The following is a 23760-nucleotide window of genomic DNA, read 5'->3' on the forward strand; positions in this document are numbered from 1 at the left end:
CAAGGAACTGATCCTATGTCCACCGCTTCCACCGCCCGCCCCGTTCCCACCGGCAAGGTCATCATCACCTGCGCCTGCACCGGGGCGATCCACACGCCGACCATGTCGCCCTATCTGCCGATCACGCCGGAACAGATCACCGCCGACGCCATCGGCGCGGCGGAGGCCGGCGCCGCCATCCTGCACCTGCACGCGCGCAACCCGGAGAATGGCCGGCCGGACCAGACGCCGGAAGCCTTCGCCCGCTTCCTGCCGCAGGTGAAGCAGGGCACGAATGCGGTGATCAACATCACCTCCGGCGGCAGTCCCTACATGAAGGTGGAAGAGCGGGTTCTGCCCGCCGCGACCTTCAAGCCGGAGGTCGCCTCGCTGAATATGGGCTCGATCAATTTCGGCCTCTACCACCTCGTGCAGAAGTACGACAGCTTCAAGTTCGACTGGGAAAAGCCGCATCTCGAAGCCACCAAGGACCTCGTTTTCCGCAATTCCTTCAAGGACATCGAGTACATACTCGACACTTGCTACGGCAATGGCACGCGCTTCGAGTTCGAGTGCTACGACATCGCCCATCTCTACAACCTCGCCCATTTCGCCGATCGCGGCCTCGTCAAGGCGCCGTTCTTCGTCCAGTCGGTGTTCGGTCTTCTCGGCGGCATCGGCACGCATCCGGAAGACGTGATGCACATGAAGCGCACCGCCGACCGGCTGTTCGGCGCGGATTACCGCTGGTCGGTGCTGGGCGCCGGGGCGAGCCAGCTGCGCATTGCCACCCAGTCGGCGGCGATGGGCGGCAATATCCGCGTCGGGCTGGAGGATTCGCTGTGGGCCGGCAAGGGCAAGCTCGCCACGTCAAGCGCCGATCAGGTGCGGATGGCGCGGAAGGTGATCGAGGGCCTGGGGCTTGAGGTTGCGACCCCGGACGAAGCCCGCGCCCTGCTGCAGCTCAAGGGCGGCGACCAGGTGAATTTCTGACCCCACGCGAACGACAATGGGAGGAAGCGATGCGGATCGAGGTTCTCATCGACGTGAAGACCACGCTGGGCGAAGGTCCGCTGTGGGACGCCGAGCAGGAACGCCTCTATTTCATCGACAGCTTCGACGGCCGGGTGTTCCGCACCACGGCCGACGGGCGCGAAGTGCGGGCCTGGGACGTGCCGGCCAAGATCGGCTCCATGGCGCTGCGCAAGGATGGTCAGGGCGCCATCGTCTCGCTGCAGACCGGCTTCCACGCGCTCGACTTCCGCTCCGGCGACTGCGATCTGATCGTCGATCCCGAGAGCGACAAGCCGACCACCCGGATCAATGACGGCAAGGTGGACCGGCGCGGGCGCTTCTTCGCCGGCTCCATGGACACGATGGAGGAAGGCCCGCACGGCGCGCTCTACCGGCTGGACCCGGACTTCACCCTGACCACGGTCGATCGCGGCATCATCTGCTCCAACGGCCCCTGCTTCAGCCCGGACGACAAGACCTTCTATTTCGCCGACACCTGGACCGGCGAAATCTGGGCCTATGACTACGACATCGACACCGGCACCGCCGCCAACCGGCGCACTTTCGCCAAGGTCGACACCTCCAAGGGCGGCGCCGCCGATGGCTCCACCGTCGACGCCGAGGGCTTCCTGTGGAACGCGCTGGTCTATGACGGGCGGCTGGTGCGCTACGCCCCGGACGGCAGCGTCGACCGCATCATCGACATGCCGGTGAAGAAGATCACTAGCGTGATGTTCGGCGGGCCGAAGCTCGACGTGCTCTATGTCACCTCCATGGCCAAGCCGCCGCTGCCGCGCTTTCCCGGCGATGGGGCGCTGCGCGGCAGCCTGTTCGCGATCTACGATCTCGGCATAACCGGGGTGCCCGAGCCGCGCTTCGGCGCCTAGCAGGGGTAGGGGCGCGCGCTAAACAGGCGTCACGGCGTAGCGCAGATGCACCACGCCGTGATCGAGCGTCTCGGCGGCGAGGAGCGACAGGCTCACCTTGCCGGCGAGACCTTCCGACCCGGCATCGACAATCGCCTCGCTGCCGGGACGGGCGTCGAGCGCGGGGGCGATCAGCACGCTGAACTCGTCCACAAGCCCGGCGGCGAAGAAGGCGCCATTGGCACGCGCCCCGCCTTCCAGCGCGAGGCGTTTGATCCCGAACTCCCGCGCCAGAATGTCCAGCGTCGCGGCCAGATCGATCTCGTCGCCCTCCGCGACGATGTAGGAGGCGCCATCGGCCGCGAGTTCGGCGAGATGGCTGTCCGGCACATCGCGTCCCAGCAGGGCGATGGCATGATCGCCGCCGACATCGGCTCCCCTGAAATGCACCTTGCCGGCGGGATCGAGCGCGATGGCGTAGCTCGTCGCCCGCGTGGCGACATGTAGCGGGCGCTCCACCGCCCTCGCCTCGGCCGGCGGATGCGGCACGCCCTTGGCCATCTCCGCCATCGTCACCCGCCCGACCAGCCAGGCATCCGCCTTCAGCGTCGCGTGGATCTGCTCATAGAGCCGCCCCCAATCGGCGCGCCCGCCCTGCGGGCTGGCGGTGAAGCGGCTCGGATGCAGGCGCCCGTCGAGCGAGGTTTCCATTAGGCAGACGACATAAGGCTTCACGGACAGGCTCCCTGCTGCGACCGGCGCGACGCGGCACCGGAGGCTGACCTATGGCGGCAGGGCTGTCTTGGGTAGGCCCCGTCCGCGATTTCCGCCGCGCGGGGGAACCGCTTGACCTCAATGTGCATATTATCTATCGTTTTTATCTTCTATTGACGAGCGCGCGGGTTGGAATGGCGCCCGGCTTTTCACCTCGCGCCTTCGGAGACCGCCATGGCCGATACGATCCAGCTCTCTTCCGACGTGCTCGTCATCGGTGGCGGGCCGGCGGCGTGCTGGGCGGCGCTGGCCGCGCGCGAGGCCGGGTGCAGCGTCGTGCTGGTCGACAAGGGCTATGTCGGCACCAGCGGCGCTACCGCGCCGTCCAACACCGGCACCTGGTTCGCCACCACGCCGGAGCGCCGCGCCAAGTTGATCGCCGAGCGGGTGAAATCCTCAGAAGGGTTAGCGGATATCCGGCAGATGGGGCGGGTGATCGACACCGCGACCCAGCACCTCCACGTTCTGGCCGAACGCGGCTACCGCTTTCCGCGCGACGACGAGGGCGCGCTCTACATCGCCAATCTGCGTGGTCCCGACTATATGCGCTTCCTGCGCCAGCTTCTGGTGCGGGCCGGGGTCACGGTGCGCGACCATCATCCCGCGCTCGAACTACTGACGGCGGGGGACGTGGTGGCCGGTGCGGCCGGCTGCGCCCGCCAGCTGAACCAGAACTGGGAAGCACGGGCCGGCGCCGTCGTGCTCGCCACCGGCGGCTGCGCTTTCGGCTCGCGCATTCTCGGTGCCACCGGACTGACCGGCGACGGCCAGCTGATGGCTGCTGAACTCGGTGCCAGCCTTTCCGGCATGGAGTTTTCCAGCCAGTACGGCATCGTCCCGCTGCACTCCTCGGTGAATAAGGGCCTGCCCTATTTCTGGGCGAGCTTCTACCGCGCCGATGGCTCGGCCATCGATATTCCCCCCGGCGAGCGCTTTTCGGTGCTGGCGCGGGAGTCGCTGCAAGGTCCCATTTCGGCCCGGCTCGACCGCGCGACCGGCGCGCTGCCGGACGCTTTGCGCTGGGGCCAGCCGAACTGCTTCCTGCCTTTCGAGCGTGCCGGCATCGACCCCTTCACCGAGCTCTTTCCGATCGGCCTGCGCTCGGAAGGCACGGTGCGCGGCACGGGCGGGCTGAAGCGTGCCGATGACGATTGCGGCGTCGGCATTCCCGGCCTGTTCGCCGCCGGCGACACGTTGGAGCGGCAGGACATTGCCGGCGCGGCGACGGGCGGCGGCGGGCCGAACGCCTCCTGGGCCATCGCCACCGGCGTGTGGTCTGGCAAGGGCGCGGCCGCCTTCGCACAACGTCTCGGGCCCCGCGCGGCGGAACGGCCCGTGCGCGCGGCGGGACAGGCCGGGCTGCGCCCCGCCGTTGCCGCCCGCGCGCTCGATCCGGCGGAGGCGGTGGCGCTGGTGCGGGACGAGATGCTGCCGGTGCAGCGCAATTTCTTCCGCAGCGCGCCGACGCTCAACGCCTCGCTCACCCGCCTCGACGCGGCCTGGGCGACGCTGCGCGACCATGGGCAGGGCGACGGCGCGAGCGCCTTCCGCCTGCGCGAGGCCGCCGCGCTGCTCGCCTCCAGCCGCTGGGCCTACCGCGCCGCGGCCGCGCGCCATGAGACGCGCGGCATGCACCGAAGGCTCGACGCGCCGACGAGCGCCCCCGGGCTCGCCGGCCGCCTCACCCTCGCCGGTGTCGACCAGCCGGTGCTGAGCTTCGACCGCCTGCCACTGGAGGCCGCCGCATCATGATCGAAATCCTCTCCGAGGCCCGCTGCACCGCCTGCAATGTCTGCGTGAAGGCCTGCCCGGCCAATGTGTTCGAGGCCGTGCCTGGCGCCGTGCCGATCATCGCCCGGCAGGCGGACTGCCAGACCTGCTTCCTGTGCGAGATCTACTGCCCGGTCGACGCGCTCTTTGTCGCCGCCGATCCCGAGCACGTCACGGGCATCACCGAGGACGCCGTCGTCGCGGCCGGCCTGTTCGGCGGCTATGCCCGCGCGCTCGGCTGGAAGAAGGGCCGCGAAGGCGGTGCCGATGCCGACCCCACCCATCGCCTGCGCCAGGCCTCGCTCACCGCGATGCCGACCGGCCCCCGGAGCCCCGCGCCATGAGCCTGTCCGCTGCCGACCTCGCGCCTGCGGGCGCCCCCGCCGCCCAGCGCATCGCCCTGCGCGACGTGCGCAAGACCTTCCAGCTGAAGCCCGGCCAGAGCGTGACCCTCGACGGCCGGTCGAGCGACCGGATTCCCGTGCTTTCGGGCGTCGATCTCGACATCCCCCAGGGCGCCTTCGTCACTGTCGTCGGCCCCTCCGGCAGCGGCAAGTCGGTGCTGCTCGACATCATCGCCGGGCTGACCGAGCCGAGCGGCGGCACCGCCGCCATTGACGGGCGCAAGGTGACGCGCCCGCACCCGGAGACCGCCTATGTGTTCCAGCAATATGCGCTGTTTCCCTGGCGCACGGCGCTGCAGAACATCGAATACCCCTTGGAAGTGCGCGGCGTGGGGCGCGCCGCCCGGCGGGAGCGGGCGCGGCATTTCCTGCATCTGTTCGGGCTGAAGGGCTTCGAGGACCGCTATCCCTCGCAGCTCTCCGGCGGCATGCAGCAGCGGGTGGCCATCGCCCGCGCGCTCGCCACCGATCCGCAGGTACTGCTGATGGACGAGCCCTTCGCCGCGCTGGACGCGCAGACCCGCGACATCCTGCAAAGCGAATTGCTGCGCATCTGGGAGCAGATCCGCACCACGGTGGTGTTCGTCACCCATTCCATCGACGAGGCGATCTTCCTCGCCGACCGGATCGTGGTGATGACCGCCCGCCCGGCGCAGGTGAAGGAGACCATCGCGGTCGACCTGCCGCGCCCGCGCGACATCGACATCCGCAACAGCGACGCCTTCAACGCCTATCGCGCCCGGGTGTGGGACGCGCTGCGCGAGGAGGTGAGCAAGGCGCAGCGCGACTGGGCCCTCGCCTCCGCCTACAACGCCTGAGGAGCCCGCGATGACGCTCGCCACCGACAATTCGACCGACATTCCCCCGCGCGTCTGGTGGAGCCGGCCGGCCTTCCTGCCCGCCCCCTCCTCGCTGCGCCATGCCATCAGTGCCATCGGCCTCGGCCTGCCGGCGCTGCTGGTGCTGGCCCTGGCGTGGGAGCTGGCGCCACGCCTCGGCTGGATCAACGCGATCTTCTTCCCGCCGCTCAGTCAGGTGCTGGCGGCGCTGGGCGAGATGATCGGCAGCGGCCTGCTAGCGCAGCATATCGGCATCAGCCTGCAGCGCGCCGCCATCGGCTTCGGCCTCGCCGTGGTCGTCGCCATCCCTCTCGGCCTGCTGATGGGACGCTACGCGCTGTTCGAGAAGGTGAGCGATTTTCTGGTGCAGACGCTGCGCAACACCTCGCAATTCGCGCTGTTGCCCGTGTTCATCCTGGTGCTGGGCATCGGCGAAGCCTCGAAGATCGCCATCACCTTCTATGCCGCGGTGTTCTTCCTGCTGATCAATACCATCGTCGGGGTGAAGTCGGTGGATCCGCTGCACCTGAAAGCGGCGCGCTCCATGGGCACCTCGGACTGGGACCTGTTCGCCAAGGTGATCCTGCCCTCCGCCATTCCCTCCATCGTCGCCGGCGCGCGGCTCGGGGTGAAGAGTTCGCTGTTCTCGGTGATCGCGGCGGAGATGCTCGCCGCCCAGTCGGGCATTGGCTACCTCATCCAGAATTCCTCGCTGATGCTGGAAACCGACCGCATGTATGCGGGGATACTGACGCTCACCGTCATCGGCTTCCTGCTCAACTACGCCCTCGTGGCCCTCGAGGCGCGGGCGACGCGCTGGCGCGCCAGTGAGGACAAGGGCTTCGCCTGAGCGGAGCCGTTCCCCTTTTTCGCTGTCTCCCGAAAGGCTTCGCTATGGCTTCCCGTCGTCTTCCCCTCTCCCGCCGCCGAGTCGTCCAGGCGCTCGGCCTCGCCGCGCTCGCACCGCTGGCGGGCGCCCTCCCCGTCCGCGCCGCCGATAAGCCGGAGGTGATCCGCATCGGCTCGACCGCGCCGGGGCATCTCAAATTCATCCTCTACCGCAACCGCAAGCTGCTGGAGCAGGAATTCGCCAAGGACGGCATCCGCGTGGAGCTGGCGACCTTCGATGGCGGCGGCCCGGCCTCCGTGGCGCTCGGCTCCGGCGCCATCGACTTCACCTATATCGGCAACAACCCCTCGCTGCGCCTCGGCGCCGCCGGGGCGGATGTGAAGGCGATCGGCCTGTCGAGCTGGGTGCCGTCCAACGAGACGCTGGTGGTGGTGCGCCCGGATTCACCGATCAAGGACATTGCCGAGCTCAAGGGCAAGAAGGTCGCGGTGCTCACCGGCACGGTGCGCCATTCCACCTTCGCCAAGGCGCTGAAGGAAGCGGGCGTCTCGATCAAGGACGTGCAGTTGCTCAATATCGGCATTGAGAGTTCCGGGCCGGCGCTGGCGCGCGGGGATATCGACGCCATTGTCGAAAGCACCGGGCCGGCGCAGAAGCTGGTCGATCTCGGCGGCGCCAAGGTGCTTTTCGACGCCGGCGTCTCCGGCAAGCGCGAATGGGCGGTGCCGCATGTGCTGAGCGTCAACGCCACCTTCGCCCGCAAATACCCCGACCTCGTCGCGCGGCTGCTCGCCGTCGACATCGCCGCCGCGCGCTGGGCCGACGCCCACCCCGAAGAGACCATCGCCATTTTCGTCCGCGAGACCGGCAGCAGCGAGAAGGCGGTGCGCGCGACCTATAGCGACGGGAAGTTCTGGCAGAACCCGGCCATCACCGAGGAGGCGGTGCGGGCGCTGCAGGCGGAAGAGGCGTTCATGGCCGAATCCGGCCTGTTGAAGGGGAAGGTGGATTACGACAGCTGGATCGACCGCTCCTATTACGACGCCGCGCAGAAAAAGCTCGCGGGCAACTGAGCCTCGGCGGATCCGGCGACGGCGCCGGGTCCCGCCTCCCCTCCGAGGTACCCATCCCGGCAGCGTCCTGCTATCACCCCTGTCGACGCGCGCGCCGGGGTGGATGAATGCTGACGAACAAGGGGAAGTACGGTCTGAAGGCGATGGTGCATCTGGCGTCGCTGGAGGCGGGGACGACGACGATGGGTGCGGCAATCGCCCAGGCGGAGAACATCCCGAAGAAATTCCTCGACGCCATCCTGCTCGATCTGAGGAATGCCGGGCTGGTGCGCAGCAAGAAGGGGCCGGGCGGCGGCTACTCGCTGGCGCGGGCGCCGAAGGAAATCCGCGTCGGCCACATCATCCGCACGCTGGACGGGCCGCTGGCGCCGATCGGCTGCGCCAGCCAGAGCGCCTATGTGGCCTGCCAGGACTGCACCAATCGCGAGGCCTGCGAGGTGCGCATCGTCATGACCCGGGTGCGCGACGCGCTGTCCGACATTCTCGACCGGATGACGCTGGAAGAAATGGTGAGCTATGGCCGGACGCGGCATCCGGACCTGATGTATCACATCTGATCCCTGTCCTTTCTTCCCTATTCCGCCCATCCGTGTGAAAACGGATTGCCGGGAGGTGGCGCGTTAGTCTATAAATTTGACCGACAAACAGACGCGCCGCCCCAGGGCCGGCCGCCCGCGCGAACCGACAGGACCCCCCATGCCGCACACCAGCCCCGCACAGACCCAAGGCGACGGCCTCAACGTGCTCTGGTTCCTGCCCACCCATGGCGACGGGCGCTATCTCGGCACCTCGCTCGGTGCCCGCGAGACCGATATCGACTATCTCCGCCAGGTCGCCCAGGCCGCCGACCGGCTCGGCTATTACGGCGTGCTCATTCCCACGGGAAAGAGCTGCGAGGACAGCTGGCTGGTCGCCTCCGCGCTGGCCCCCGCGACCAAGCGCCTGCGCTATCTCGTGGCGGTGCGCCCGGGCCTTGCCTCCCCCACCCTCTATGCCCGCATGACGGCGACGCTCGACCGCATCTCCGACGGGCGGCTGCTCATCAACATCGTCACCGGCGGCGACCCGGTGGAGAATGCCGGCGACGGCATCTTCCTCAATCATGACGAGCGCTACGAGGTGACGGACGAGTTCCTCACCGTCTATCGCCGCCTGCTGGCCGGCGAGCACGTCACCTATTTCGGCAAGCACATCAAGGTCGACGACGCGCATCTGCTGTTTCCCCCGCTTCAGGAGAACGGGCCGGCGCTGTATTTCGGCGGCTCGTCGGAAGCGGCGAACAAGGTCGCGGCCGAGCATGTCGACAAATACCTCACCTGGGGCGAGCCCCCGGCCGCCGTCGAGGCCAAGATCAAACAGGTGCGCGCGCTGGCCGAGGCCGAGGGCCGCACGGTCTCCTTCGGCATCCGCCTGCACGTCATCGCCCGCGAGACCGACGCCAAGGCGTGGGAGGCGGCGGACGAGCTGATCGGCCATCTCGACGACGCCACCATCGCGGCAGCGCAGAAAGTGTTCTCGCGGCTCGATTCCGTCGGCCAGTCGCGCATGCAGGCGCTGCATGGCGGGCGGCGTGACAAGCTCGAAGTCAGCCCGAATCTGTGGGCCGGCGTCGGGCTGGTGCGCGGCGGGGCCGGCACGGCACTGGTCGGCTCGGGGCAAACGGTGGCGGCGCGCCTGCAGGAATATGCCGATCTCGGCATCGACAGCTTCATCCTCTCCGGCTACCCGCACCTCGAAGAGGCCTACCGGGTCGCCGAACTCGTCCTGCCGCGCCTCAAGCTCAACCACGCCCTCGCCACACCCAGCGGCACGGTAAACACCGGACCCTTCGGCGAGACCATCGCCAATGACTACCGGCCCGCCCCGCGCGCGGCCCAGTCGTGACCACCCGGCAGCCGCGCCCCGATCGCGTGCCGGTGGCGATCATCGGCGGCGGCTTTTCCGGCGCCGCGGTCGCTTGGCATCTGCTGCGTCTGCGCCCCGGGCTTGAGCGGGTCGTCATCATCGAGCCGCGCGCGGAACTCGGGCGCGGCCTCGCCTATTCCGCCGCCGATCCCAGCCACCGCATCAATGTGCCGGCGACACGCATGTCGCTGATCCCCGATCAGCCGACGCATTTCAACGATTGGCTGGAAGCCTCCGGCGCGCTCGAAGCCGACCCGGCGGCGCGGCGCAGCGAGGGGCGCAACTTCCCCGCCCGCGCCGTGTTCGGCACCTATGTCGCGGAACAGCTGACGGCGCTCGGCCCGCGCGTCCGGCATATCGTCGCCGCCGCCGAGGCGGTGGAAGCGCGCGGGGACGTTTACCGTATCCGCACCTCGGACGGCGCCGCTGTTGAGGCCGGGATCGTGGTGCTGGCGGTGGCGCATGCCCCGCCGAGCCCGCCAACCGGGCTCGCCCGTGCGCTCGCCGGTCATCCGCGCTTTCTCCCCGACCCGTGGAAAGCCGGAGCGCTCGAGGCGCTGCGGCCGGACGACCGGGTGCTGATCGTCGGCACCGGGCTGACCATGGCCGATCTGGTGGCAACGCTCGACCGGCGTGGCCATCGCGGCGCGATCGTCGCCCTCTCCCGGCGCGGCCTGCGCTCGCGCGGTCACCCGGCGGCGCAGCACGAGCCCTATGGCGATTTCGCCACCGATCCGGCCCGCACCGCCGACGCGCTGGTGAAGCGCATCCGTGCGGCGGTCGCTAAGGCCGTGGCGGAGGGCAAGAGCTGGCACTGCGTGCTCGACCAGGTGCGGCTGCAGGGCAGCACCATCTGGAATGCGCTGCCGCTCTCTGAGCGGGCGCGCCTGCTGCGCCATCTGCGCCCGTTCTGGGACGTACACCGCTTCCGCATCGCCCCGCAGGTGGAGGAGGTGCTGGACCGAAGCATCGCGGCGGGGACGCTGCGCCTGCGCGCGGCGTCGCTGCAAAGTGTGGAACGCTCCGGCGAGGCCATCGCGGTGAGCTTCCGCGACCGGCGCACAGGAACCGTGACGCGCGAGACCTTCGATGCCGTGCTCACCGCCACCGGCCCGGCGCATGGGCGCGTCTTCGCCGACAATCCGGTGCTGGCGGCACTGGAGCGCGCCGGCCTTGCCCGGCCGGACCCGCTGCGCCTCGGCATCGAGGTGACCGCCGACGGCCGGGCCATCGGCCGCGACGGCGTGCCGACACAGGACCTCTATGTCGCCGGCCCCTTGGCCCGCGGCACGGTGGGCGAACTGATGGGGCTGCCGGATGTGACGAACTACGCCATCCGTATCGCAGGGGCCGTTGCCACGCGCCTCGCAGCCGATGCGGATTCGGACGGCGCGGCAACGCTTTACGCCTCAGCGCGGTAGGCGCGCAAATAATCTACTTCACGAGTAGATTTCTATTGACCGCTGCCGGCGCTTCTGGTCATATGATCCTACCGACGTTGCCGCTGCGCCTTCCGCCTGCGACGCCACGTCCCGCTACGGGGGCACATTCATGACCTGGACCTGTCCACGCCGCTGATCGCGGCCTTCCAGCTTCACCCGACATTTCACCAGCTGTCACGCGGGCGCCGCGCGCCCCGGCGGCCTGCCTATGGAACATCCCATGACCCGCTTTTCCCGCCGCGGCGTTCTCGCCGCCACGGCCGCGCTCGGCCTGCTGATCGCCGGGCCCGCTTTTGCCGCCGATGTCACCATCGGCTACCAGACCGGCGCCGACCCCGCCAAGGTGGCGCAGGCCGAGGGCCTTTATGAGAAGGCGACCAAGGCCAGCATCGACTGGCGCAAATTCGACAGCGGCGCCGATGTGATCGCCGCCATCGCCTCCGGCGCGATCCAGATCGGCTATGTCGGCTCCTCGCCGCTCGCCGCCGCCGCCAGCCGCGAAGTGCCGATCGAGACCATCTATATTGCCGCCCTGCTGGGCGATGCCGAGGCGCTGGTGGTGCGCAATGGCGCCGGCATTGCCAAGCCGGAAGACTTCAAGGGCAAGAAGGTCGCCGTGCCCTTCGTCTCCACCACCCATTACTCGCTGCTGGCCGCGCTGAAGCACTGGGGCGTCGACCCGAAGACGGTCGAAATTCTCAATCTGCGTCCGCCGGAAATCGCCGCCGCCTTCACCCGTGGCGACATCGACGCCGCCTATGTCTGGGACCCGGCGCTCGGCAAGATCAAGGAGACCGGCACGGTCTTCGCCTCCTCCGCCGATGTCGCCAAATGGGGCGCCCCGACCTTTGATGCCTGGATCGTCCGCAAGGACTTCGCCAAGGCGCACCCCGAGATCGTTGCCGAATTCGTCAAGGTGACGGCGGATGCTTACGCCGACTACGCGAAGAACGGCGCCAGCTGGACCGTCGCCTCGCCGCAGGTCGCCGCCATCGCCAAGCTCACCGGCGCCAAGCCGGAGGAAATCCCCGAGCTGCTCAAGGGCAACAAATTCCCGCTGCTGGCCGACCAGCTCTCCGAAGCCCTGCTCGGCGGCGGCTCGGTCGAGGCCATCGTCGCCACGGCAAAATTCCTCAAGGAGCAGGGCCGCATCGAGGCCGTGCTCACCGATTACGGCCCCTATGTCAGCCGCGTGCCGGCCGAACAGGCGGCCAAGCTGAACTGACTCCTCGCCGTTTCGATCCCCGGTTCCCGAGCGCTGCGGGCGACGTGAGAGACCGCAGTGTAACTTGGCCCGGCCTCCGAAGGGATGCCGGGCCTTTTCTCTTTTCTGAGGAGTAGGCGATGAAACTGACCCTGTTCCGCCTCGGCGTGCGTTTCCCGGCCCCCGGCGGGGGCGAGACCACCATCCTCGACGACATCAACCTCAAGGTGGCGGCCGGCGAGTTCGTCGTGCTGTTGGGCGCCTCGGGCTGCGGCAAGTCCACCCTGCTGAACGCGGTGGCCGGCTTCCTGCCGCCCTCGTCAGGCGAGATCTGGGTCGATGGGCAGCCGGTCACCGGGGCGGGTGTCGAGCGCGGCGTTGTCTTGCAGACCGACGCGCTGTTTCCCTGGCTCAGCGCCCGCGACAATGTGGCCTTCGGGCTGAAGCTGCGCGGCCGCTCGCGGGCCGAGCGCACCGCCCGCGCGGAGGAGGCGCTGGAGCTGGTCGGGCTCGCCGGCAAGGGCGACCACGCCACCTGGCAGCTCTCCGGCGGCCAGCGCCAGCGCGTCAGCCTCGCCCGTGCGCTGATCGCCGACCCCGACATTCTGCTGATGGACGAGCCGCTCGGCGCGCTCGATGCGCTGACCCGCGAGCAGATGCAGGACCTCGTGCTCGACGTGTGGAAGCGCACCGGCAAGACCATCCTCTTCGTCACCCACGGACTCGACGAGGCGCTGTATCTCGGCACGCGGCTGGTCGTGCTCGCCGGGAAGCCGGGCCGCATCCTGCGTGACGAGCCGCTTTCCTTCGGCCGCCAGGCGCTCGATGAGGGGCTCGGCAGCAAGGTGAAATCCCTCCCCGCCTTCGCCGCCGCCCGCGAGCGGCTGCGCGAGGTATTCTTTGCCGGAGCCCCGACATGAGCCTGCTCACGCCGCTGCCCGTTGCCGACAGCGCCCTGCCGCTGATCGTGCCCGCCGAGGGCTTTCCTTTTGATGATCGGAGGCCCGCGCGCGCGGACGCGGCCCCCGCCGGTGAGGTGGGCCGGCCTTTTTCCCTGCCGGCGCGCCTGTGGATCCCGCTTGCCACGCTTGGTGGCCTGCTGGCGCTGTGGTGGGCGGCCACCGTCTCCGGCGCGGTGCCGGCGCTCTTCCTGCCCTCCCCGCAGGCGGTAGCGTCGCGCCTCGGGCGGCTCGTCACCGAAGGCTTCGTCGAAGCGACGCTGGCGCAGCATCTCCTCGCCAGCCTGCTGCGCGTCTTCGCCGCGCTGGCGGCCGCGCTCCTCATCGGCGTGCCGGCCGGCTTCGCCATCGGCTTGTCGACGGTGGGGCGCGGCATTCTCGACCCCATCGTCGAGTTCCTGCGGCCGATCCCGCCGCTGGCCTACCTGCCGCTCGTCATCATCTGGGCCGGCATCGGCGAGAGCGCCAAGGTGCTGGTGATCGCCCTCGCCATGCTGCCGCCGGTCATCATCGCCACCTCCGCCGGGGTGCGTGGCGTCGACCGCAACCGGGTGAATGTGGCGCGGGCGCTGGGGGCCACGCGGGTGCAGCTGCTGCGGCTGGTGGTGCTGCCCTCGGCCCTGCCCTCCATCCTCACCGGCACCCGCATCGCGCTCGGCGCGGGGTGGTCGACGCTGGTGGCGGCGGAACTGGTGGCGGCGACGCGCGGCGTCGGCTTCATGATCCAGTCCGCCGCCAATTTCCTCGCCACGGATGTGGTGGTGGCCGGCATCTTCGTCATCGCCGCCGTCGCCTTTGCGCTGGAACTGGCGATCCGGCTCATCGAGCGCGCGCTGGTCGGCTGGGCCGCCCATGCCTGAGCGCCCCGACCGGCGGGCGCGCGTTCAGGAAGGCGCGACGGCCGGCCAGTTGGTGGCGCGGTGATACTGCTCTCCGGCGGCGAGGACGGCGGCGTCGGCGCCGTCGCGGCCGATCAGCTGCATCCCCATGGGCAGCCCGCCGGTACCGAATCCGCAGGGCAGCGCCAGCGCCGGCAGGCCGATGAGGCTGACCGGCACGACGATCTCCATCCAGCGGTGATAGGTGTCCATGGGATGTCCGTCGATGGACTCCGGCCAGCGCCATTCCACCGGGAACGGCCAGACCTGCGCCGAGGGCATGACGAGGAAATCGTACGTCTCGAACAGCCGCGCCGCTTGCGCATACCAGCGGGAACGGGTCACGCTGGCCGCGTAGAGCTGGGCCGCCGTCACCGTCTGGCCGAATTCGATCTCCCAGCGGCTTTCCGGCTTGAGCAAGTCCCGGCTGTGCGGATCGGCGAGCAGCGCGCCCTTTGAGCCCGCATTGAGGAAGCCGCGCAGGCGGATCCAGGCGTCCCACAATTCCTCGGCGGGAAAAGGCGGCGCCAGCGCCTCCACCTCTGCGCCCAATTCCTCGAGCACCCTCAGACCCTTGGCGCAGATGTCGAGAATGCCCGGCTCGCAGCGATAGGCCCCGCCCCAATCGGCGAGCCAACCGATGCGCCGGCCGCGCAGATCGGTCTCCAGCCGGTCCGCCAGCGAAGGACAGTCGCGGCCGAAGGGCACGGCCGTATTGGGGCCGGCCAGCGTTTCCAGAAGGCGCGCGAGGTCCTCGATGGTGCGCGCCATCGGCCCGTCCGTCGCCAGCGTCGAGAGGAAGGTGTCGCCCGCTGCGTCAGCGGGTACGAGCCCCCAGCTCGGCCGGAAGCCATAGACATTGCAGAAGGCCGCCGGGTTGCGCAGGCTCCCCATCATGTCCGAGCCGTCCGCGACCGGGACCAGCCGGGCGGCCAGCGCCGCCGCGGCGCCGCCGGACGAGCCTCCCACCGAGCGGCTGAGATCATAGGGATTGCGCGTCGCGCCGAAGACCGGGTTGAAGCTGTGGCTGCCCTGCCCCCATTCCGGCGTATTGGTCTTGCCGGTGAAGACGGCGCCAGCCGCGCGCAGCCGCGCCGCCACCAGATCATCCTCTTCCGGGACATGATCGCGGTAGAGCGGCGAGCCATAGGTCGTCCGCACGCCGCGCACCGCGACAAGGTCCTTCACCGCCAGCGGCAGACCGTGCAGCCAGCCGCGCGGCGGCGCATCGTCAAGCGCGCGCGCCTGCGCCCGCAACGCGTCGGGATCGACCGCCGAGACGATGGCGTTGACGGGGGAATTGGCGGCGGAAAGGCGCGCGAGATACGCCTCCATCAGCTCGGACGGCGCCAAGGCGCGTGTGGCGATGAGGCGGGACAGCTCGCTCGCGCTGAGCTCCATAGGGGAAGGCGACATTCGTTCTGCACGGCTCCGGAGAGAATCGGGTGCGCCGAAGGTCGAGCGACTGTCCGCGCGCCGATATTCTCCGCGAGGAGACAGCAGCCCGCAACCGCCGGCGCGGGCGGACGGGTTCGCGAACGCTCAGCCGGCTACGGCCAGCAGCGCCTCCGCCAGCCTCAGGTCGTCGGGCGTGGTAATCTTCAGATTGACGGCGCTGCCGGGCACGAAGGCGGTCTTGACCCCACCAAGCGCGAGAATGTCGAGAAAGCTGGGATCGCTGTCGAGCCCATCCTCCGGCAGCTGTTCATAGCCGGCACAGGCGGCGTCGCGCCGGAACGCCACCGGCTTCTGGCCGATGAGCACGGCGCCAGGCGGGTGCAGCAGTTCGCCGTTGCGGGTGTACAAGAACTCGGCATTGACGAGGCCCGGCGCTGCGGCGCCGCTGAGATGCGCCTGCTGCACCAGCGCGCGCAGCAGTTCCGGCGCGGCGAAGGGGTGGACCACGTCGTGCAGGATGAGCCAGGGCGCCCTCGCCTGCGCCATCAGGCGGCGCGTGGTGCCGCTGCGCGTGGCCGCCCCTTCCACGAACGCCACCCGCTCATCGCGGATGAGGGCGCGGGCGCGTTGCATATCCGCTGCGGCCACCGCGACGATGATGGAATCGACTTCCGGTAGAAGGCGCTCCACCGCGTGCTCAAGCAGCGTTCGCCCGGCCAGCGCGACGAACGCCTTCGGTCCGCGCCCGAGCCGCGTGCCGCTGCCCGCCGCCTGAAGGAGACCCTGGATTTTCATGAGCGGACCCCCAAGCGCTTAGGGCGGGGTTGAAACATGCGTGGCAGCCACTTCTTCCAGCGGGGGCGCTTCCTCGCACCTGCCGGCCCAGCCGCGGACGAAGGCCGCGCAGGCGGAAACCGGCCGTCTGGAGAACTCGGGGGCGCGCAGCCCAGGAAGGCTTCGCGTCCCGTGCGATCCAGCCTGTCGAAGGCGGCGAGGTCGAGAAGCATGGAGGCGTCGGCCTGCCGTTCCCGCGCATGAGCATTCTTGGCGGCGACATGGGCGTGCAGCGCGTCGCGCAGACGGGCGACATCCTCCTGCAGCGCCCCGGATCGCCACAGATGCCGCTGCGTTCTGAAATGCGGATGGTGGGGCCTCGGCAGATCGACCGGCACCAGCCTTCCAGCAGTATCGACATCGAAATGATGCAGGAGGTTGTGGTGACCGCCGGGATCGAGCCGGTGATTGAACAATTGCAGCCCGCGCGCGGTCACCAGCAGAGCATGGGAATGATCCAGTGCCGCGAAGCCCTTCTTCACGTCCCAGCTGTCCATGTCGGCCTGGCTGGCGGTGAGGTTCTGGGCGAAGGCAACGGTGCGAGCCCCTTCGGCCAGCAGGCTGCGGCCCGAATGCGGGAAGGGCCAGTCGCCCTCTATGCCCAGAAGGTCGAGGCAGGTGGCAGCGAGGTCGACCGTGCTGACAAGACGGCCATCGCTGCCGACGGGCAGCCGCTCATCGCGAATGACGAGAGGCGTGTGGATCAAAGCGGGATAGGGCTCGACCGCGTGCAGAAGCCCGGTCTTGAAGCCGTGCGTGCCGTGGTCGTCGCCATGGTCGCCATAGACGAGGGTCGTGGTGTGCTCCAGCGCGCCGGCACGGCGCAGGATTTCAAGCATGGCGCCGAGCAGCGTGTCGGTGGCGGCGCAACTGCCCTCGAACAGCTCGTCAAGATGGCGCGCATGCGAGGCCAGGGCGAGGTCCGCTTCGATATGGGGCAGCTGGCACCACACATAGATCGCGAATGGCCCCTGCGCGGTCCGCTGCTCGAACGCCTGGAGCAGCGTGGCGAAGTCGTTGGTCTTCCACGCCTCCGGCAGCGCCGTGTTGAAGAGATGCAGGATCGGCAGCCGGGGATAGGCGGAAGCGCAGAGGAACGAGGTTTCATAGCCACGCGCCGCGAGCTGGGTGAACAGGCTCGGATTGTTGCCCGCCGGCCGCGCCAGCCCCGCCGCGCCGTCCATCTCGAAGTCATTGCCGTGCAGAAACGCCGCCATCACCATCTGGGTCGAGGTGGCGGAGGCATAATGGCGCCGATAGGTCCGCGCCTCGGCCATCAGCGCGCGCAGATGCGGAAACGCCTCGGGGAAGGCGTTGAAGGTCTGCCACGATGTGCTTTCGAGGTGAAAGACGAAAAGGTTCTTCGGCCGGGCCGGCACGGGACGCGAATGGTTCATCGTGCGGCGGCCCGCCTTTCGGCGAAGAGCGTCTCGAAATCGAGGCCGTAGAAATGCGGCCACGTCTCCCCGTCCGTCGGCGCGCGGCGGGCGGTGTCGATCCGGAACCGTTCGACGAAAGCGGGATCGGCCAGGCATCCCGCCAGCGCGGGGCGCTCGGGCGGGGGCGTCCAGGCCTCGCGGGGCAGGTCGACATAGCTCGTGAACGGCAGGACGCGGCGCAAGGTCAGCCCACTCTCGTCGATGAGATGCTCATAGCCGACGGCCTGATGTTCCCCGTCGGGATCGACGGCCGTGAACTTGGCGTGGCGCGCTTCGCGGTCGCGCCGCTCGATCATCTTGAGATGATAGAGGAAGGCGGGAACGAATCCGCGCGGGGCGCCGTCCAGCTCGGGCGGGAACCAGGGCTGGTGCATGCGATCGGGACGCCGGGTGACGGTGCGCGGAATCCTGAACAGGCGAGGCGTCCAGCGTGGCCCGCACGTCCCGTCGATCCGATAATCGCTGCGGCTGTTCCAGAGATTGACGATCCTGACGGCGAGAATCCGCTGTCCCCGCGCCTCGCGCCGTTCGAGAACCGGCCGCAAGCGCCTTAGGAAACGGTCTTCGTAACGCTCATCGGCATCGCCGCAGATCACCCAGTCCGCCCCCAGCCGCGCCGCTTCGAGAATCAGGCGGTGCCGGTTCTGCGACTCATGCGCATGGGCGGGCGCGGGGCGACGCTCGTGCAGCACCGAAACCACCTTCGGCTCGGCGCGAAGAAGATCGGGCGTGGCGTCGGTCGAGCCCTCGTCAAGCGCGACAATGCCGTCCACATGCGGCGCGATGTGATGCAGAAAGCCGGGGAGGAAGCGCTCCTCGTTCCGAAGCTGCGTGATGCAGATGATCTTCATCGCCGGTGGTTTCCGAGGGGCCGTTCGCTTCCTTAGGCGCGATGAAGACATGCCGCCATCAACATCCCCACGCAAACACATAGCTTTCCACAATGCCATACCGCGGCACAAGCGAGGACGCGCCGGCCCGGCGGCGCGCGGCGGCGATCAGCTCAGTCTCGGCGCGAAATGCGAATGCGCTTTGCGACCTTCTTCTCTTCGACATCCATCCACTGTGGGCCAGAGGAGGAAGCGGCGTCATTCAGCAGCGCTTCGACATCCAAGCCATGGCGGCGCAAATCGCGACGGGCGCGGTCCGGCAACAGCCCCGCCAGAAACCGCATTGGCGCGGCGGGAAGCTGGATCTTCTCCACCCAGATGCCGTCGACATATTTCTCAATGATCACGGTACTCATCACACTAGCTTCCCGGTTCCGTCGTGGAGAACGAAAGAAAGTTACCTTCGGTTGAGGCGGTCAATTGCAGCCTTCCCTGCCTATTCCAAGAGCGGAAAAACGCTCCACCAGAACCCCCGCCGGAGCGCCAAGGGACCGCTCGATGATGATGAAGGTCGCGCGCAGTCGCGCGGCGTGCTCCGCAGGGGACCAGTGGAAGCCCCCACCGCCAAGGAGCGCGGCCTGACCCGCAAGCAGGAATTCGAGAGTCGCCTGCGCATCCTCGACGTTGAATATACCGTCCCGCTGGCCTTGCTCGACGATGGCGGCAAGAACCGGGGCCATCCGGCGCACCAGAGCCCTGTTGGTCAATTCGTGCAGGCCGCTGTTTTCGGGATGATTGAGCGCATCGGCCAGATAGTGCTCGCTGCGATCCACACTCTGCATGGCAAGGACCGCTGCGCAGAAGCGATCGATCGCCCCCCTGTCGGCTCGGCCGGCGGATTCCGCGGCCTGCACCATCTGCTCGACCATGGTTTCCGCCAGTTTCGCCAGCAGATCATCCTTGGTCTTGAAATAAAGGTAGAAAGTGCCCTTGGCGATGCCGGCTCCTTGAGCGATCTCGTCAATGGAAACCGACCTGACCCCTCTTTCCCGAAAGAGCCGGGCGGCGGCGGCGAGGATGTCCCCCGCCCGATCCGGGCTCGTGGCGCGAAGTGATGCCATGCGTGAACCTCATTATGACTGACGGTCAGTCATAATGAGGTAGCGACGAGCGATCAAGTCGCTGCTGTGCGTTTCACACAGCCGTTCCTTCCTCGAGCGGCGCCACGACCATCGCGCACGCGTGCCGTCCTTCAGTCGAAGAGACCCACAATCAGCACCCGTAACGCGCGATCACCCTCACAGCGCCGTCCAGCCGCCATCCAACATCAGCGCGCTGCCGGTCATCAAAGACGCAGCATCCGAAGCGAGGAACACCGCCGCTGCGGCCACTTCCTCGACGCGCCCTGCCCGCCCAAGCGGAATCTTCCGCAACACCTCGGCTCGAAAGGCCGGGTCGCGAAAGAACGGCTCCGTCATCGGCGTCTCGACAAAGGTCGGGCAGATGGTGTTGACGCGGATGCGATGCGGCGCAAGTTCCACCGCCAGCGCCTTGGTGAAGCCCTCCAGCCCCCATTTCGAAGCGCAGTAGATCGTGCGGTTGGCCGCTCCGACATGCCCCATCTGCGAGGACATGTTGATCACCGATCCGCCCCGCCCCGCCGCGATCATGGCAGTGGTCACAGCCTTGGCGGCGAACACCGCGCTGCGCAGGTTCAGCCCCAGCACGGCGTCGTAATCCTCCACCGTGATGTCGGCGAGCGGCTTGGGCCGGTTCATGCCGGCATTGTTGACGAACACGTCAAACGCCGGCCGCGCCGCGATGAGCGCGGCAAACGCTTCCACATCGGTGACATCGGCCGGCAAGGCCTCAGCCTTCAATCCCTGCGCCTGCAGTTCATCAGCCGCCGCGCCGATCTCGCCCGCCGAGCGGGCGCAGAGCGTCACCGCCGCGCCGGAGGCGGCGCAGGCCTGCGCGATGGCGAGGCCGATGCCTCGCCCCGCGCCCGTCACCAGCACCCGGCGCCCGTCGAGCCGGAACGACGGCAGCGCAGCGCTCATTCCGCCGCCTCGCCATAGGGCACGTTCTTGCGCCCGTAGCGGCGCACACGCACATTGCACTGCTCGGCGTGACCGACGAAGCCTTCCAGCAGGCACAGCCGCGAACCGTACGCGCCGATCATCGCCGCCGCCTCGTCGGTGGTGATCTTCTGGTAGCTGTGCGTCTTCAGGAACTTGCCGACCCAGAGACCGCCCGTATAGCGCCCGGCCTTGTGGGTCGGCAGCGTATGGTTGGTGCCGATCACCTTGTCGCCATTGGCGACATTGGTACGCGGGCCGAGGAACAGTGCGCCATAGGAGTGCATATTGGCGAGATACCAGTCGTCGCGGTCGGTCATGACTTGGACGTGCTCGGAGGCGATGTCGTTGGCGACCTCCAGCATCTCCTCATGGGTGTCGCACAGGATCACCTCGCCATAATCGGCCCAGGACTTGGTCGCGGTTTCCGTGGTCGGCAGCAGCCCGAGCAGGCGGTCGATCTCGGCGAGCGTGTCCTCGGCCAGCCGGCGGCTGTTGGTAACCAGAACGGCCGGCGAATTGTAGCCGTGCTCGGCCTGCCCGAGCAGGTCGGTGGCGCAGATCTCGCCATCCACCGTGTCGTCGGCGATCACCATGGTCTCGGTCGGGCCGGCGAACAGGTCGATGCCGACGCGGCCATAGAGCTGGCGCTTGGCTTCGGCCACATAGGCATTGCCGGGGCCGACCAGCATGTCGACGGGGGCGATGGTCTCGGTACCGATTGCCAGCGCGCCGACGGCCTGGATGCCGCCCATCACATAGATCTCATGCGCGCCGCCCAGATGCATGGCGGCGATCACCGCCGGGTTCGGCTCGCCCTTGAAGGGCGGTGTGGCGGCGGCGATGCGCGGCACGCCGGCGACGGAGGCGGTGAGCACCGACATATGGGCCGAAGCGACCATCGGAAACTTGCCGCCCGGCACATAGCAGCCGACCGACTGCACCGGTATGTTCTTGTGGCCGAGAATGACCCCGGGCAGCGTCTCGATCTCGATATCCGTCATCGAGTTGCGCTGGGCCTGGGCGAAATTGCGCACCTGCTCCTGCGCAAAACGGATGTCCTCCATATCCCGCGCCGACACCCGCGCCATCAGCGCCTCGATCTCGCTCAGCGTCAGACGGAAGGCCGGCGGCGAATAGCGATCGAACTTCTCTGACAGTTCGCGCACCGCCGCATCGCCGCGCGCCTCGATGTCGGCGAGGATCGTCTCGACCGTCTCACGAACCTTGCGGTCGTCCTGCGAGCGCTCATCGGCGGGCTTGCCGCGCTTCAAATAGGTTACGGCCATGGTACTGGTCCTTACGTTTACATGTGTCGCGAAGGCGGGAAGAGGCGGCCGGGGCTAGGGGGCGAGCCCGCTGGCCTTCTTGAAGGCGGCGAGGCCGGTAAGCGCCTTGTCGCGCCAGGCGCGACGGGCGGCGAGATCGGCTTCCGGTAACGCCGCGCGGCGCTCCGCGCCGGCGCGGCGGATGGTGTCCTCCGGCCAGGCGCGCGGCATGCGGCTCTGCGCCATGGCGTGGTACATGCCGCCGAGCCGGGCGGCGTAGTCGACGATGCCGCCCGGCGCGTTCAGGTCGATCGTCTCGAACGGGCCCATAAACGCCCAGCGCAGTCCGAGCCCGTGCGAAATGGTGGCGTCGATATCGGCGAGGCTGGCATAGCCCTCGTCATAGAGCGCCCAGGCCTCGTTCAGCAGCGCGCCCTGAAGGCGGTTGAGAACGAACCCGTCGATCTCGCGGGTGAGCGTCACCGGCACCTGCCCGACCGTGTGCATCAGTTCGCGCGCGCCTTCCAGCGCATCGGCATCGGTCCAGGGCGCCGGCACCAGCTCGACCACCGGGGCGAGATGCGGCGGGTTGACTGGATGGGCGATCAGGAAGCGGCCGCGATGGGCGCAGCCTTCGGTGAAGCGCGAGGCGGGAATGCCTGATGAGGACGAGCCGACGATCGTGTCCGGCGCCATGAGGGCGTCGATGGCGCGGCAGATGTCTGTCTTCACCTCCACGCGCTCGAAGACCGATTCCTGCACATAGGTGGCGCCGTCGAGCGCGGCCTCGAGCGTATCGACCACTTGCAGCCGGCCGATCACCGCCCCGACATCCGCGATCAGGCCGGCTTCGGCCAGCGCGGCCGCACTCTCCCGCGCCCAGGGCAGGATGCGGGCGCGAACCTCGGCGACGGGATCGAAGATCTGCACCCGCAGGCCGGCGCGGGCGAACACCAGCGCCCAGCCGGAGCCGACCAGACCGGCGCCGACAATGGCGATCACCGGGGTCGGGGACGTTGCAGGGCCGGTCATGCCGACACCTTCGACGTCTCGCCATCGGCGAGGCAGATCTCGGTGATCCGCAGACCTTCCTTGGTGATGCGCGAGGGGAAGGTGTCGCGCAGCCGCTCTTCATGCACCGGGATGACGCGGTGCGAGTCGTAGCCCACCTGCTTCATCATCGCTTCGGTGGCGAGCACCAGATTGGCCTGGCTGCCGACCGCGAGGCCCACCGGCGTGTAGACTTCCTTTTCGTCAACGGCCGCGCCGGGGCCGTGGATGTTCTCGAAGACATAGACGAGGTCGCCGGCGAGTACCCATGTGTCCTGCGACTGCGCCTGCCCGTCATTGCGCACCGTGACCCACATCGAACCCCAGGTGTGGCTGTCGTCCGCCGCGTGCAGATCGATGCCGGGCAGCACATCGCTCAAAGCGCCGTTGACCGTGACGAGGCGCTTCTGCCGGGCGAGATCGGCACCGCGCACGATATCGCCGGGATCGACCGCCACCATCATCCAGCGCAGTCGGTCGGGCAGCGACATCGCCCACACCCATTTCGCGATCTCGCGCTCCTGAATGTAGAACTTCGCGTTCGGGAAGTCCTCGACATTGCCGAAATGGTCGAAATGCGCGTGGGTGATGAAGCAGGTGTCCACCTCTTCCGGCTTCACGCCAACTTCGGCCAGAACCGTCGTAGGGTTGCGCCAGTTCTCCACGCCGAAGCGATCACCCAGAACCTTACCATATTCCTTGTCGTTATAGCCGACATCGACCATGGCCACGTGATCACGGCCCTTGATGACGACGTAGCAATAGGGAAGCTTCACGAAACCCTGGTTGTGCGCGCCATAGAGCACGCCGCTCTTATGGTAGTTCTTCACATAGGAATATTCGCACACCCAGATCGAATAGTCGGACATGGCTCGTTTCCTTCCTTTGGTTCTTTTGTCTTTCTTC

At 68.3% G+C, this 23760-nt stretch carries 24 protein-coding genes; 13 read left to right on the forward strand and 11 right to left on the reverse strand.

Features of this window, described 5'->3' with window-relative positions; translation table 11 throughout:
• Positions 1-15 precede the first annotated feature (15 nt).
• Positions 16-972 (forward strand): 3-keto-5-aminohexanoate cleavage protein, encoded by a 957-nt coding sequence (locus tag ACO07Z_RS07460; RefSeq protein ID WP_421698126.1) that lies wholly within the window; start codon positions 16-18, stop codon positions 970-972.
• 29 nt (positions 973-1001) lie between these two features.
• Positions 1002-1880: an SMP-30/gluconolactonase/LRE family protein gene (locus tag ACO07Z_RS07465; RefSeq protein WP_421698127.1), complete on the forward strand. Its 879-nt coding sequence runs from the start codon at positions 1002-1004 to the stop codon at positions 1878-1880.
• An 18-nt stretch (positions 1881-1898) separates the two neighbouring features.
• Here the strand turns inward: ACO07Z_RS07465 and ACO07Z_RS07470 are convergent, their stop codons facing one another.
• Entirely contained in the window at positions 1899-2594 is a 696-nt protein-coding gene (locus tag ACO07Z_RS07470; protein ID WP_421698128.1) for a dihydrofolate reductase family protein, read from the reverse strand.
• 213 nt (positions 2595-2807) lie between these two features.
• Here ACO07Z_RS07470 and ACO07Z_RS07475 point away from each other — a divergent pair, with 213 nt between their 5' ends.
• The 11 genes from ACO07Z_RS07475 to ACO07Z_RS07525 all read left to right on the forward strand — a co-directional run bounded on the left by ACO07Z_RS07475 (position 2808) and on the right by ACO07Z_RS07525 (position 13939).
• Complete coding sequence (locus ACO07Z_RS07475; RefSeq protein ID WP_421698129.1) at positions 2808-4385, forward strand: FAD-dependent oxidoreductase; 1578 nt, start codon at positions 2808-2810, stop codon at positions 4383-4385.
• Complete coding sequence (locus ACO07Z_RS07480; protein WP_421698130.1) at positions 4382-4747, forward strand: 4Fe-4S binding protein; 366 nt, start codon at positions 4382-4384, stop codon at positions 4745-4747. Before ACO07Z_RS07475 ends, ACO07Z_RS07480 begins: the two co-directional genes overlap by 4 nt.
• Positions 4744-5625, forward strand: a complete 882-nt coding sequence (locus ACO07Z_RS07485; RefSeq protein WP_421698131.1) for an ABC transporter ATP-binding protein — start codon at positions 4744-4746, stop codon at positions 5623-5625. Before ACO07Z_RS07480 ends, ACO07Z_RS07485 begins: the two co-directional genes overlap by 4 nt.
• Positions 5626-5635: 10 nt before the next feature.
• Positions 5636-6496: an ABC transporter permease gene (locus ACO07Z_RS07490; RefSeq protein ID WP_421698132.1), complete on the forward strand. Its 861-nt coding sequence runs from the start codon at positions 5636-5638 to the stop codon at positions 6494-6496.
• Positions 6497-6540: 44 nt separating this feature from the next.
• Positions 6541-7569, forward strand: coding sequence for an aliphatic sulfonate ABC transporter substrate-binding protein (locus ACO07Z_RS07495; RefSeq protein ID WP_421698133.1), 1029 nt, complete (start codon positions 6541-6543; stop codon positions 7567-7569).
• A 107-nt stretch (positions 7570-7676) separates the two neighbouring features.
• Complete coding sequence (locus ACO07Z_RS07500; protein WP_421698134.1) at positions 7677-8126, forward strand: RrF2 family transcriptional regulator; 450 nt, start codon at positions 7677-7679, stop codon at positions 8124-8126.
• A 139-nt stretch (positions 8127-8265) separates the two neighbouring features.
• The gene (gene ssuD / locus ACO07Z_RS07505) at positions 8266-9453 is read left to right on the forward strand and encodes an FMNH2-dependent alkanesulfonate monooxygenase (protein ID WP_421698135.1); all 1188 of its coding nucleotides are present in this window, start codon (positions 8266-8268) and stop codon (positions 9451-9453) included.
• Positions 9450-10895 carry an FAD/NAD(P)-binding protein gene (locus ACO07Z_RS07510; protein ID WP_421698136.1) on the forward strand — a complete coding sequence of 482 codons (1446 nt, stop codon included), beginning with the start codon at positions 9450-9452 and terminating at the stop codon, positions 10893-10895. Before ssuD ends, ACO07Z_RS07510 begins: the two co-directional genes overlap by 4 nt.
• A 241-nt stretch (positions 10896-11136) precedes the next feature.
• Positions 11137-12141, forward strand: a complete 1005-nt coding sequence (tauA, locus tag ACO07Z_RS07515; protein WP_421698137.1) for a taurine ABC transporter substrate-binding protein — start codon at positions 11137-11139, stop codon at positions 12139-12141.
• Between the two features lie 119 nt (positions 12142-12260).
• Positions 12261-13040 carry a taurine ABC transporter ATP-binding protein gene (locus ACO07Z_RS07520; RefSeq protein WP_421698138.1) on the forward strand — a complete coding sequence of 260 codons (780 nt, stop codon included), beginning with the start codon at positions 12261-12263 and terminating at the stop codon, positions 13038-13040.
• On the forward strand, positions 13037-13939 hold the full coding sequence (locus ACO07Z_RS07525; protein WP_421698139.1) for an ABC transporter permease subunit: 903 nt from the start codon (positions 13037-13039) through the stop codon (positions 13937-13939). The genes ACO07Z_RS07520 and ACO07Z_RS07525 overlap by 4 nt, the downstream gene beginning before the upstream one ends.
• Positions 13940-13963: 24 nt before the next feature.
• Here ACO07Z_RS07525 and ACO07Z_RS07530 read toward each other — a convergent pair whose 3' ends face one another.
• The 10 genes from ACO07Z_RS07530 to ACO07Z_RS07575 form a co-directional block, all read right to left on the reverse strand.
• The gene (locus ACO07Z_RS07530) at positions 13964-15373 is read right to left on the reverse strand and encodes an amidase (protein ID WP_421698140.1); all 1410 of its coding nucleotides are present in this window, start codon (positions 15371-15373) and stop codon (positions 13964-13966) included.
• A gap of 126 nt (positions 15374-15499) precedes the next feature.
• Entirely contained in the window at positions 15500-16150 is a 651-nt protein-coding gene (locus ACO07Z_RS07535) for an IspD/TarI family cytidylyltransferase (protein ID WP_421698141.1), read from the reverse strand.
• Complete coding sequence (locus ACO07Z_RS07540; protein WP_421698142.1) at positions 16147-17586, reverse strand: sulfatase-like hydrolase/transferase; 1440 nt, start codon at positions 17584-17586, stop codon at positions 16147-16149. The genes ACO07Z_RS07535 and ACO07Z_RS07540 overlap by 4 nt, the downstream gene beginning before the upstream one ends.
• Positions 17583-18479, reverse strand: a complete 897-nt coding sequence (locus tag ACO07Z_RS07545; RefSeq protein ID WP_421698143.1) for a glycosyltransferase family 2 protein — start codon at positions 18477-18479, stop codon at positions 17583-17585. Before ACO07Z_RS07545 ends, ACO07Z_RS07540 begins: the two co-directional genes overlap by 4 nt.
• A gap of 152 nt (positions 18480-18631) precedes the next feature.
• Positions 18632-18874: a hypothetical protein gene (locus ACO07Z_RS07550; protein WP_421698144.1), complete on the reverse strand. Its 243-nt coding sequence runs from the start codon at positions 18872-18874 to the stop codon at positions 18632-18634.
• Between the two features lie 60 nt (positions 18875-18934).
• On the reverse strand, positions 18935-19579 hold the full coding sequence (locus ACO07Z_RS07555) for a TetR/AcrR family transcriptional regulator (protein ID WP_421698145.1): 645 nt from the start codon (positions 19577-19579) through the stop codon (positions 18935-18937).
• 177 nt (positions 19580-19756) lie between these two features.
• A complete protein-coding gene (locus tag ACO07Z_RS07560) occupies positions 19757-20518 on the reverse strand; it encodes an SDR family NAD(P)-dependent oxidoreductase (RefSeq protein WP_421698146.1) in 762 nt (253 codons plus the stop codon).
• On the reverse strand, positions 20515-21825 hold the full coding sequence (hisD, locus tag ACO07Z_RS07565) for a histidinol dehydrogenase (RefSeq protein ID WP_421698147.1): 1311 nt from the start codon (positions 21823-21825) through the stop codon (positions 20515-20517). Before hisD ends, ACO07Z_RS07560 begins: the two co-directional genes overlap by 4 nt.
• A 54-nt stretch (positions 21826-21879) precedes the next feature.
• Positions 21880-22836 (reverse strand): 3-hydroxyacyl-CoA dehydrogenase, encoded by a 957-nt coding sequence (locus ACO07Z_RS07570; protein WP_421698148.1) that lies wholly within the window; start codon positions 22834-22836, stop codon positions 21880-21882.
• On the reverse strand, positions 22833-23723 hold the full coding sequence (locus tag ACO07Z_RS07575) for an N-acyl homoserine lactonase family protein (protein WP_421698149.1): 891 nt from the start codon (positions 23721-23723) through the stop codon (positions 22833-22835). The genes ACO07Z_RS07570 and ACO07Z_RS07575 overlap by 4 nt, the downstream gene beginning before the upstream one ends.
• Positions 23724-23760 lie beyond the last annotated feature (37 nt).

The organism is Ancylobacter sp. (assembly GCF_965229075.1).
Taxonomy (GTDB): domain Bacteria; phylum Pseudomonadota; class Alphaproteobacteria; order Rhizobiales; family Xanthobacteraceae; genus Ancylobacter.

Coding starts and splice junctions, on each gene's coding strand:
- ACO07Z_RS07460 (WP_421698126.1), top strand. CDS start 16: ATGTCCACCGCTTCCACCGCCCGCCCCGTTCCCACCGGCAAGGTCATC.
- ACO07Z_RS07465 (WP_421698127.1), top strand. CDS start 1,002: ATGCGGATCGAGGTTCTCATCGACGTGAAGACCACGCTGGGCGAAGGT.
- ACO07Z_RS07475 (WP_421698129.1), top strand. CDS start 2,808: ATGGCCGATACGATCCAGCTCTCTTCCGACGTGCTCGTCATCGGTGGC.
- ACO07Z_RS07480 (WP_421698130.1), top strand. CDS start 4,382: ATGATCGAAATCCTCTCCGAGGCCCGCTGCACCGCCTGCAATGTCTGC.
- ACO07Z_RS07485 (WP_421698131.1), top strand. CDS start 4,744: ATGAGCCTGTCCGCTGCCGACCTCGCGCCTGCGGGCGCCCCCGCCGCC.
- ACO07Z_RS07490 (WP_421698132.1), top strand. CDS start 5,636: ATGACGCTCGCCACCGACAATTCGACCGACATTCCCCCGCGCGTCTGG.
- ACO07Z_RS07495 (WP_421698133.1), top strand. CDS start 6,541: ATGGCTTCCCGTCGTCTTCCCCTCTCCCGCCGCCGAGTCGTCCAGGCG.
- ACO07Z_RS07500 (WP_421698134.1), top strand. CDS start 7,677: ATGCTGACGAACAAGGGGAAGTACGGTCTGAAGGCGATGGTGCATCTG.
- ssuD (WP_421698135.1), top strand. CDS start 8,266: ATGCCGCACACCAGCCCCGCACAGACCCAAGGCGACGGCCTCAACGTG.
- tauA (WP_421698137.1), top strand. CDS start 11,137: ATGACCCGCTTTTCCCGCCGCGGCGTTCTCGCCGCCACGGCCGCGCTC.
- ACO07Z_RS07520 (WP_421698138.1), top strand. CDS start 12,261: ATGAAACTGACCCTGTTCCGCCTCGGCGTGCGTTTCCCGGCCCCCGGC.
- ACO07Z_RS07525 (WP_421698139.1), top strand. CDS start 13,037: ATGAGCCTGCTCACGCCGCTGCCCGTTGCCGACAGCGCCCTGCCGCTG.
- ACO07Z_RS07530 (WP_421698140.1), bottom strand. CDS start 15,373: ATGTCGCCTTCCCCTATGGAGCTCAGCGCGAGCGAGCTGTCCCGCCTC.
- ACO07Z_RS07535 (WP_421698141.1), bottom strand. CDS start 16,150: ATGAAAATCCAGGGTCTCCTTCAGGCGGCGGGCAGCGGCACGCGGCTC.
- ACO07Z_RS07540 (WP_421698142.1), bottom strand. CDS start 17,586: ATGAACCATTCGCGTCCCGTGCCGGCCCGGCCGAAGAACCTTTTCGTC.
- ACO07Z_RS07545 (WP_421698143.1), bottom strand. CDS start 18,479: ATGAAGATCATCTGCATCACGCAGCTTCGGAACGAGGAGCGCTTCCTC.
- ACO07Z_RS07550 (WP_421698144.1), bottom strand. CDS start 18,874: ATGAGTACCGTGATCATTGAGAAATATGTCGACGGCATCTGGGTGGAG.
- ACO07Z_RS07555 (WP_421698145.1), bottom strand. CDS start 19,579: ATGGCATCACTTCGCGCCACGAGCCCGGATCGGGCGGGGGACATCCTC.
- ACO07Z_RS07560 (WP_421698146.1), bottom strand. CDS start 20,518: ATGAGCGCTGCGCTGCCGTCGTTCCGGCTCGACGGGCGCCGGGTGCTG.
- hisD (WP_421698147.1), bottom strand. CDS start 21,825: ATGGCCGTAACCTATTTGAAGCGCGGCAAGCCCGCCGATGAGCGCTCG.
- ACO07Z_RS07570 (WP_421698148.1), bottom strand. CDS start 22,836: ATGACCGGCCCTGCAACGTCCCCGACCCCGGTGATCGCCATTGTCGGC.
- ACO07Z_RS07575 (WP_421698149.1), bottom strand. CDS start 23,723: ATGTCCGACTATTCGATCTGGGTGTGCGAATATTCCTATGTGAAGAAC.